We start from the raw sequence: 10800 nt of genomic DNA, 5'->3' as shown, positions 1-10800 counted from the left end.
ACAACCTGTTTGACTGCTTCAGTTTTAAACTCTTCGGGATAACGCTTACCGCTCATGGGCACCTCTCTTTAAGCCATCTTAAATGACTCTGAGGTGTCTGTTAAACCCGTGGCGATTCAATACGCAGTGGCAAGAAAGACAGATTCTGGCTCATGACAAGTAGAGTGGTTCATTTGTATAAAGAGACTTCGCCTTCAGGACGCGTTTTGAACCTGCGATGCATCCACAGGTATTGCTCAGGGGCACGGAGAATTTCACGCTCGATGATCTTGTTCATATAAGCCGCTGCGGCGATCTTGTCTTCCCCTGGATAGCCTGACAACGGATTGCTGATATACATGTGATAACCTTTTTTATCGCTACGTCGAATCATGCTAAGTGTGATCAAGTGTGCACCAGCGAGTTTTGACAGAGCATACGTTCCGTTCGTCGTGGCTGCTTTTTTTACCGAGAAAAAAGGTGCAAAAACGCTTCCTTTAGACCCATAATCCTGGTCTGGTGCAAACCAAACGGCTTCACCTGCTTTTAGCGCATGAACAAAACCTGATAAATTACGTCGATTAATCATAGCCTTATTTGAACGCATACGCCCTTTTGTCTGTACCCATTCCATTAATGGATCATTGTGTGGGCGATATGTTGCCATCATAGGATGGCATAACCCCATTACTCTTCCACACAACTCAAGGGACATAAAATGAATCCCGACAACCATTACTCCTCTCGTCGCACCGGTCAGGTTTTCAAGCCCTTCGACATCAAACCATTTTTTGACTCTCGCATCGCTCCAGAACCAGGCCATTCCTGTTTCCATCAGTCCCAGCCCGAGAGAAACAAAGTTTTTATTGACCATCTGGCTCCGGGCAAACGGTGTCATCTCGGGAAAGCACAGTTCGATATTTCTAATCGCAATCCGTTCCCGACGTTTCAGAAAGGGTCTGGATATTTTTCCAAGGCCAGAGCCCAGAATATGTAAAACCGGGTAAGGAAGTTGAACGAGAAGCCACAGCAGACCCAAACCAGACCAGGTAAGCCAGTGGCGAGGAAGAAGTAAATTATGAGTAAAAGTCTGTGCCATAAATTTCCTTAATGCTAATGAAGGTTATAACGCAAAAGGAAAACAATGAGGCAATTCGTCTTTAGCGATACATTTTGTTTTAGATAATTTAAATTCATCTAAATTCAGGAAAAATATTTTCCAATGACTGGTGAATAATTTAAAGAGCCAGGGGTGAATTGTAAGCCAGCAAATTTATTCTGTTATAAATCCATGGTTTTATCATTGATACTCAAGGAATTGTCTTCTTGATTCATCATCATCAAGGTACTCAAAAGAAAGAAGCCGAATTTTGGTAAGTTTATAAAACCACTCACAATCGTTTCGTTGAATAATTTCGCCTGGTTTGAAACATATCCCGGATGCCACCCGAATAATCGCATATTTACCATTACTAAACCTGACCCGGTGAATACAGAAAGGTTGGCCAGCCTGTCCGTGACAGCTGTTCGACATGATATGCCCTTCAATAAAAACAGATTTTTTAGATTTCATTATCATACCCTCGACAACAGCAGTACAGGAGGAATGTTGTCATTTTCCGACATCACTGACGTTACGTGGCAGAAGCTGATCAGCCGCCGATACACCAGCATTCTGAAGGTCTGAACAACAGTCCGCAGGCAGGGCACTCAAGAACCGCATCTTTTCTTAGTTTACCTGCTTTCTGATCGGCTCTGTGTGCACATACCGGGCAGGCAACATGCACCGGTCTTTCTTTAAAATACCTGAGCCCATTTGTATAAGACATAAATAATTCTCTGAGGAATAGAGTAATTATTATACGCTTTAATATAAAAATAACTGGCATAAGTTATGTTAAGTTGTGTCTGAATCAGGATATCAGATATTGAAAATTGAACGTCTTATTTATGATACACTACCCTTCCGTGAGAAATTTAAGATGAAATCAGAAGACACCCTTGACTGGTATCCGGCACAATTACCGCCTGTGAAAATTATTCTTGGCGAAGCCGTGCTGGCTGTGGGTAAACAGGGCCGGCCGATTAATACCCGCACCTTGCTGGAATACCTTCAGGTCATGCAGGACAAACAAAAAAGGCGGGATGACAAAATCGCCATGCAGACTGCGATTGATGTTCTCAGGGATAATCAGCGCATTAACGGCAGACGTTAATGCACCTCCGGGATCAGTGTCAGTTCTGAATGATCTCAACCGTATGGTTTTGTCCATCATCCTTCAGCGGTATTCTGTCATCAGGGAGGAGAACACCATCCAGCGTCACGCAATATTCTGCATCGCCGCGTGAAACACTAATCTGATAATGGCTTTCACCATATTGATATGCCATAGAAAAAGACGACCACTCATCCGGTAACCTGGCATGAACACTAAAGTCATTGCCGGAACGTTTTATCCCCAGTAATTCCTCGGTAAGTAAACGCCAGGCCCAGGCTGCGGAACCCGTATACCAGCTCCACCCTGCACGTCCGGTATGGGGAGCGACGCTGTAGACATCAGCACTCATGACATAAGGCTCAGCTTTATAAATCCCGACAGAGTCCGCATTCAGGGTATGATTTATAGGGCTGAGCATTGACCAGAGTTGCCAGGCTCGTTCGGCATTCCCCATTCGGGCAAAGGCCATCACTGCCCAGATGGCGCCATGCGTATACTGCCCTCCGTTTTCCCGCACGCCGGGCAGGTACCCCTGTATGTAGCCCGGATTTGGACCGTGTCCGTCGAAAGGAGGCGTTAACAGTTTGATCAGCCCTCCTTCGTTATCCACAAGGTGCTTATCCAGCGCCTGCATGGCCTTTGCGCACCGTCCCGGGCTCGCGGCGCCGGACAACACAGACCAGCTCTGCGCAATCGCATCAATCCGGCAGTCCTGTGAGGTTTTCGATCCCAGGGGAGTACCATCGTCAAAATACCCGCGCCGGTACCATTCCCCATCCCAGGCGTGGGCTTCGAGATTACTTTGCAGGCGCAGAGCCTGTGAACGGCACATCGCGGCGACGCTTTCATCCAGCCTGCGCTCCGCCAGCGCTGCAAACCGCTGCAAAATGTCGTACAGGAAGAAGCCCAGCCAGACGCTTTCACCTTTGCCTTCGATACCCACCCGGTTCATACCGTCATTCCAGTCACCAGCCCCCATCAGCGGCAGGCCATGCTCCCCGAAGCGAAGTCCATAGTGAATAGCTTTGACGCAGTGTAACCAGAGTGTCTCTTCGGTGCCGCTGATGACCGGCGTGTCATAGACAGACTCTTCACCAAGCTGAAGCGAGCGTCCCTCCAGATAAGGAATGCGTATTTCCAGTGCATCCATATCCCCCGTCGTTTCAACATAGTGGCAAACAGCAAGCGGCAGCCAAAGATAGTCATCGGAACAGCGGGTACGCACACCGTTGCCGTGTGGCGGGTGCCACCAGTGCTGCACATCCCCCTCGATAAACTGCCGTGATGCACAGAGTATTATCTGTTCACGCATCCGGTCCGGAGCAGCGTGGCTCAGAGCCAGCGTATCCTGCAGCTGATCGCGAAAACCAAATGCACCGCCAGACTGATAGTAGCCACTCCGAGCCATAAGACGGCAGGCGACCGTCTGATACAACAGCCAGCCATTAACCAGTAAATTTACGGACGTGTCGGGGGTGTTAACTACGATTTTATCGAGAACATTGTGCCAGTGATTATGAATCCGGTTCAGCTCCTGGCGGACCGTATCCTCGTTCATGTAGCGGGCCAGCGTCTCCTGAGCACAAACATCATTCTCCTCTGCGCCGAGGATAAAAATAAACGTCCTCTGGTCCCCGTCAATTAATGTAACCGCCGATTGCACCGCTCCGCAGGGATCCAGACCGGCCCCCGTCTTACCAGAAAGCTTTTGCAGTTTCATGGCCGAAGGGGCGTGAAGGGAACCATTACGGCCAATAAACTCCCGGCGATCCCCTGTCAGAGAACAGTCATTACCGCTGACGGCAAAAAATGCAGTTCGGCCGCCACCATTATCACCATAAAAGTTATTCGCAAGCACCCCGCAGCCGCCGGGCGTTCTGGCCACATGTGTCACAATGTGAGGGGCTGAGCGCGTTCGTGTTTCTCCGAGCGTCCACTCTACATAGCCTGTGACGGAAAGTTGACGTGTCCGTCCCGAAGAGTTGCTGAGCGTCAGGAGCACCAGTTTAACCGGATCTTCTTCAGCAACCAGGACCGTCAACTCGCTGTCTATACCACTCTCACGATGGGCAAAAACGCTGTAGCCAAAACCATGGCGGGTCAGGTAATCACCGTGTCCGCGAACAGGTAAAGCCGTCGGCGACCAGCACTCCCCGCTCTCTTCATCGCGCAGGTAAAATGCCTCGCCGCTGCGATCGCTCACCGGATCGTTCTCCCACGGCGTCAACCGGTATTCATGGGCATTCTCATACCAGGTATAGGCCTGCCCTGCCTCTGAGATCACACAGCCAAAACGAGAATTTGCCAGTATGTTCGACCAGGGAGCCGGTGTAAGCGCATTTTCCCGAAGGACGATCTGATACTCCCGCCCATCCTGAGAAAATCCACCGTACCCATTGAAATGGCATAACTGACTGGTATCAGGGCTCCAGTCCGTATGTTGATTACGCTCGCGCACAGCACGCGGAATGAATGCCCTTGCCGGCGATTTCAGGGTATGAATACGCTGGTTAAGCTGCTCATTAATACCCCCTGCGCGGTCATCAAGATAAAGACAGGCCACGCTCATCAAAAGCAACTTATCCTCAGCGGAGAGATGCTCACCGTTCCGGACAAAAAGCCCGCCCTTTTTATCCAGCAGACTGGCTTCAGACCCGGCATAAATTAACTCCATAATCTGATTTTGTAATCCCAGCTGGTAGCCGCCGGGGCTGTTATTCAGGATGACCAAATCAACATCCAGCCCTTTCTGTCTCCAGTAACGGTGTGCCTGAATCAGTGTGGTCACTGAGGTGATACTTTCCTCGCTGGTTATACTCAGCAGCACTATCGGCAGATCCCCTGAAATTGCCCAGCCCCACAGTCCGGACTGGCCACGCCGGTTGCGGCCGATCGCGTGGCCTTCGGCGCGCAGCTCCTGGACAGGGTAAAGCACAGCGCTGGCGAGACTATTGAACAACGTGGCATCATCTTCACTGGCGTTCATCTGGCGCAATACCACCAGACTGTGAGACCAGGCCAGTTCAAAGACGCGATCGGCGATAGGGTAATCGCGATATTTCTCCAGCAACGCCAGGCTCTGCTGACGGGTCTCGCTGATGCCATAAATGATATCAATCGTAACCGGCTGCCCCGGCTGCAGAATGATGGCGTTGCGAATTGCCAGTATCGGATCCAGCACCGAGCCCGACGTGTTGCCTAGCATCCCTCCCGTCTCTATTGCCTGTGCATTCGCAGGGTTTCTGCCACGTCCAATAAACCTTGCCCTGTCCGTTTCAAACGACACGTTATGTCGGTTATCGCCGTGCACCACCATCATGTGAAACAGGCAAGAGCCCGGTTCATCCGGTGAGCGCGGGCGCCGGTGGCAAAGAATAGCGTCACGCTCAGGAGCCAGCTCAGTCTGAATAAACAAATTGCTGAATGCCGGGTGTGCCAGATCGCTGGCATCAGGTGCCAGTACCACTTCAGCATAGGTTGTCAGCTCCAGAGAGCGAGGCTTACGACCACGATGAATCAGTGTGAGCCGTCGCAATTCAACATCATCCTCCGGAGAGATCACCACCTGAGTTTTGACGCTGAGTCCCCCTAAGCTGCGTCTGAATTCTGCCCCCGCATCGGTGAACAACACTTCCTCGTCTTGTCCGCTGGTGTAGCCTGTTGGTTGCCAGGTATTGCTCCACACATCTCCCGTCTGGGTATCGCGGATGTAGCAGAATGCTCCCCAGTTATCACGGGTGGTATCACTGCGCCAGCGCGTTAGTGCAATATCATTCCAGCGACTGTAACCACCGCCGCCCGCGGTCAACATCAGATGATAATGGCCGTTGGACAGGAGTTGAATATCCGGGGCGGGGGTATCCACGCTATAGAAAATACGGGGTTCATAGCGAACGGGTTTGACCATGCCCTCATGAGATTCAAAATGACGGCGCGGACTGTACAGATCGACCGCATCCGGCACACGCTCCTGTAACAGCAGACTCGCTGACCGGAATACCGTGCTGGACATAAAGCGTTCAGTCATGGGGGCGTCAAGCAGCACATGAGCCAGCGCCTGAAATGCCATACCCTGGTGATGCGCCATCCAGGACTGTACCACCGCATAGAGCTGACCGGTTGCAAGACGTGAGGGGGTATAGTCCAGCGCTTCATAAAAACCGTATTCTCCGCGTGCACCATTTTTTTGCAGCCTGAACAGGTTCTCACAGGCTCTCTGTGGGGAAACCATCAGCGCCAGCAGCGTGGCGTAAGGAGCAACAACCATGTTATCGGCAAGTCCCCTGCGTAGACCGAGCCCCGGTACGCCAAATGCCTGATACTGATAATTATGCTGAACATCAAAAGCATGATAGCCAGACTCTGAAACACCCCATGGTACCCCGCGTTCTTTCCCCCAGTGAATCTGGCGCATAACCGCCGACTGACTCATTTCATCGAGCAGGCTGCCGGGCCAGGTGGGCATCACCAGATTCGGCATCAGATATTCAAACATGGATCCGCTCCATGACATCAGGGCAGTTTCATTATCAATCGTGGTAAACAATCGACCCAGCGCGTACCAGCTTTTAAGAGGCAGCTGATTAGTCGCAATGGCAAGAAAACTGGTCAGGCGGATTTCAGACGGCAGGAGATCGTAGTGGCTCTTGTCAGGCATATTGGTGTCACAGTTATAACCGACGCTGAGCAGACTGGTTGCTTCACTGTACAGAAAGGCGAAATCCATCCGGGCATGCTCATCCAGCCGCTGTTCCAGCTCGGTGATAATATTGAGTCGCATTCGGGCCTGCTCCGCCACTGACGCCGGAGGCGTTCCTGGACCGGTTAATGTCGGACGGGCAAGCTCACTCAGCGTCGGCAGCGTCTGTTCATTCCAGGATGCAGGCAACCAGCCAAGCAACAGAGACCACTCATGGCAAAGCTGAACCAGTTGATGCTCCAGATGTCCAGCCCAGCGCATCTGAAGAGGAGATCCCTGATGACATGCGCTGGTCAGATGGTTGCACTGGGTGCGCATGCTTTTCAGTTCGCTGAAAAGCGCCTGCGGAGAGAGCGACACCGCGTTCAGGCAATGCTTGCGCAGCAGTCTCAGGCTGTCAGGTGGGTTCTTACCCCACTGTTTTTCCAGAATATCCAGCGTATCGTTCAGTCCTGCCAGTATCTGTTGGTTGCTTAAAACAGGCTGATGACGCATGGCGGACAGGCCTGCACGCAGGGTCAATAAATGCCCGGCCATATTGCCGCTGTCGACGCTGGAGATATAACGTGGACTTAGGGGGACCAGCGTACGGGTGTCATACCAGTTGTAGAGATGGCCCCGGTAGTGCTCCATTTGATCCATCGTGTCGAGCGTGAGCGACACGCGCCGGAGCACCTCTCCGCCAGGCAGGTAGCCAAAGTCCCATGCCGTCAGGTTAGCCATAAGTGAAAGACCAATATTGGTAGGAGAAGTTCGGTGTGCCACCGTCGGTTGTGGTATTTCCTGATAATTATCAGGCGGAAGCCAGTTCTCTTTTGCTGTGGCAAATGTTTCAAAAAAAGCCCAGATTTCACGGCTTGTCTGGCGTAACAGCTGTTTTTGTTCCTGATTAGGCGAAAAAACCTTACGCACGGGCTGGCGACTCAGCCAGCTCATCAGCAGCGGTGCCACACACCATACCAAACCGATCGGTAACGCAATCCCCAGCAGCTGTGGGGCAAATTGTCCGGTCAGTATTGTCAGCGCCACGCCACCGGCAACGTTCAGCCACATTGCCTGATAAAAACGTGCAACAGTGGGTCTGGCCTGACTGCTGTCCTGGCTATGGCTGACCCACTGGCTGAGGTGACGCCTGCTTATCCCCAGTCGCCATAGCGTCACGGCGATCGCTTTCAGCGAATATCCGGCTTCGTGCGGCAGTATCGCAAAATTAAGGCTGATACCTGACAGACGCTTTAGCGCGCCCGCCCCCACCAGTAACAGATGCGGCTTCACGCGGCGACGCAGAGGTTTATGCAGAAGGTCATGGCTAATGCAGAGGATGGCTGGCAACAGCCATATCAGCAACAGTATGCCCAGCCAGTAAACCGGATTGGGTACCCAAAGCAGAGCGAAAAACAGCAATATCAGTAAGGAGGGGGCGACCAGACTGCGACGTAGATTATCGAGTAATTTCCAGTAAGAAAGCGCGGTCAGCGGATTCCTGACCCGGGTTCCATCGGCTTTTCTGACGCGTGGTTTTAGCCAGTTAAGCAGTTGCCAGTCACCCCGGATCCAGCGTGAACGTCGTGCAACATCCGACAGATAATTATTAGGGTACTGTTCGTAGAGTAACACCTCGCTCAGCAGACCCGAACGTGCATAGCATCCTTCAAGCAGATCGTGGCTGAGTACCAGATTTTCCGGGCAGATGTTGGTAGTGGCCTGCATAAAAATATCAACATCGTAAATCCCTTTGCCTACAAACGAGCCTTCCCCAAAGAGATCCTGATAAATATCCGAAGACATCATCGAATAAGGGTTATTGCCCGGTACGCTGCTGCGCAGGGCTGCGTAACGCCCCTGACCGTTGCGTGGTATCTCCTCCGCAAGACCGGGCTGTAAAATACCGAATCCTTTGACAACCCTCTGGCGTACCGGATCATACTCAGGCGTATTCAGCGGATGCGCCATCGTCGCGACGAGTTTGTGTGCCGTATCGCGCGGGAGCACCGTATCGCTGTCCAGGGTAATGACGTATTTTATGTGACCCGGTAAAAGGTGGGCAGGCATCTCTGCAACGCTGACGAATTGCGTTCCGGGATGGCGCAACCAGCTGTTCAGTAACGCCAGTTTTCCCCGCTTGCGTTCATAGCCCATCCACGCTCCTTCCGAGGGGTTCCATTCAGGCTGGCGATGTAACAGATAAAAACGTGGTCGGCCGGAGGGGTAGCGGCGATTAAGCGCCTGCGTATCGGCGATAGCCTGTCTGAGCAGCGCGTGACTTTCCGGCGAGGGTTCATTTTCAGAATCAGCAAAATCAGTGAGCAGCGCGAACCTGAGATTTTCGTTTTCATTCCCCAACCAGCAGACTTCAAGACTGGTGAGGAGCTGGCTGAAACTTTCGTGGCTGGTCAACATGCAGGGAATGACTAACATGGTGGCACTGTCAGCGGGAATACCGGCTGAAAAATCCATCCCCGGCAAGGGTCGAGGAACGCGAAAACGGGTGGTTGCATCACTGAGCAAATCGCTCATTAACTGAGTTAATGCGATAATCAGAGGTAATATCACCGCGATCAATAGCCAGTCTGCGCCCTGCATGGCGGTTTCGTGCAATATTGCTGCGGTCGCTGCGGTTGTCAGCAACGCCAGGCTTCCAAGCCATGACAGCAGGGTTATTCTGTTGAAACTGTGCCGCAAGCGTATGAGCCTTGAGGCGTCTGCTAGGAGATGAATATCCAGCGCCTGTCGACCTTCGCCCGCAAGATAATAACCAACATGATGTTCCGGTGTATCAGGCGCTTTTTCCTCTGAAAACGCCAGCGCCTTCTCAGCAACCTCAGGCTCGCTGAGACCGCTGTCTCTGGCCAGAACCTCAACTACGTGCCGGTAATGATCCCGGGTATTGAAGTGCATCCGGGGATAGATGCCGGCAGGATCATTGCGTAATGCCTGTTCGACAACGCTTATCGTTTCGGCGAAATCAGCCCAGTCCGTTTCACTCAATAAACGCAGGCCCGCGATGCTGTTACTGACGGACAGCTGGCTGGCGGCAAGCTGCTGATTGAAACTATGTATGAGAACGTCAGTGGTGATCCCCTGTTCCCGAAGGCACTGATCAACCCAGGTCAGAGGTAACGACAGCGCGTTGCCATGCCCCTGCAGGCGCCGCACCAGCTCTGCGACAAACGCACTGGTTAACGGAGGTCGGGAGCGCGCCATATCGGCAACCACCATGATTAAATCACCAGGCGCGCTCTCTGCGCATTCGACAATCCTTGTTATCCACGTATCAGCAAGGTTTCTGTCCTGCTGCGCTTTTATCACTTCCATACTGATACGACGAAGATTTTCAATCAGCGCAAGGCGCAGCATTCCCGGTAACGCCCAGACTTCACCCAGCGTCAGCGGCGTCACCTGTTGATAGGCAGTAAGATAGCTGGTCAGGCTGGCTGCATCCCAGCGGCCATCGCCGTGAGCAATGGCCTCTGATGCAATATGATAAATTCGTGGGCAATTCAACGGCGATACAAGCGACGGAAGACCTTTGCCAAAGCTTTTCGGCAGATGCTGGCGGACAGTGCGGATTTGTTCCTCAATCAGATAATAATTGTCCAGCAGCCATTCACCGGCGGGCATGATACTGGTCTTTTTACCCGCGTTAAGCTCATAGCAGTTTTGGGTAATGACGGCCTCATTGTCGCCAAGCCGTTTCAGAAGATAATAAGGATGCCTATCCGGTGATACTTTATGAGTCCGCGCCAGCTTCTGGCCGTAGCGTTCCATCTGGACGGTCGAAAAGAGTTCTGACCGCGGCGAGCTTTCACCGGCAGGATCGTTCGCCGAAAACGTTATGTTTTCGGCAGCATTCATCAGAATACGGGAGCGGTTAAACCACGCTCTGGGGATCATTTTCATAGC

General features: G+C 52.2%; 5 protein-coding genes. 1 reads left to right on the top strand and 4 read right to left on the bottom strand.

Annotation, left to right across the window (positions count from 1 at the left end):
- Positions 1-169: 169 nt before the first annotated feature.
- From lpxP to JKP81_RS23790, 3 genes are all read right to left on the bottom strand, one after another.
- Positions 170-1078, bottom strand: a complete 909-nt coding sequence (gene lpxP, locus JKP81_RS21715; protein ID WP_161590705.1) for a kdo(2)-lipid IV(A) palmitoleoyltransferase — start codon at positions 1076-1078, stop codon at positions 170-172.
- A 201-nt stretch (positions 1079-1279) separates the two neighbouring features.
- Complete coding sequence (locus JKP81_RS21710) at positions 1280-1552, bottom strand: hypothetical protein (RefSeq protein WP_170833537.1); 273 nt, start codon at positions 1550-1552, stop codon at positions 1280-1282.
- Positions 1553-1631: 79 nt separating this feature from the next.
- Positions 1632-1808: a YnfU family zinc-binding protein gene (locus JKP81_RS23790; protein ID WP_213076229.1), complete on the bottom strand. Its 177-nt coding sequence runs from the start codon at positions 1806-1808 to the stop codon at positions 1632-1634.
- Positions 1809-1961: 153 nt separating this feature from the next.
- On the opposite strand from JKP81_RS23790, the gene JKP81_RS21705 reads away from it, so the two are divergent.
- The gene (locus tag JKP81_RS21705; protein WP_004132711.1) at positions 1962-2195 is read left to right on the top strand and encodes a hypothetical protein; all 234 of its coding nucleotides are present in this window, start codon (positions 1962-1964) and stop codon (positions 2193-2195) included.
- 19 nt (positions 2196-2214) lie between these two features.
- Here JKP81_RS21705 and JKP81_RS21700 read toward each other — a convergent pair whose 3' ends face one another.
- On the bottom strand, positions 2215-10797 hold the full coding sequence (locus tag JKP81_RS21700) for a GH36-type glycosyl hydrolase domain-containing protein (RefSeq protein WP_161590704.1): 8583 nt from the start codon (positions 10795-10797) through the stop codon (positions 2215-2217).
- Positions 10798-10800: the final 3 nt, after the last annotated feature.

This window comes from Kosakonia sp. LAM2021, assembly GCF_016620385.1.
Taxonomy (GTDB): Bacteria; Pseudomonadota; Gammaproteobacteria; order Enterobacterales; family Enterobacteriaceae; genus Kosakonia; species Kosakonia sacchari.
Note: the sequence above shows the minus strand (reverse complement) of the source record. Positions and strands in the feature narration are given on the sequence as shown.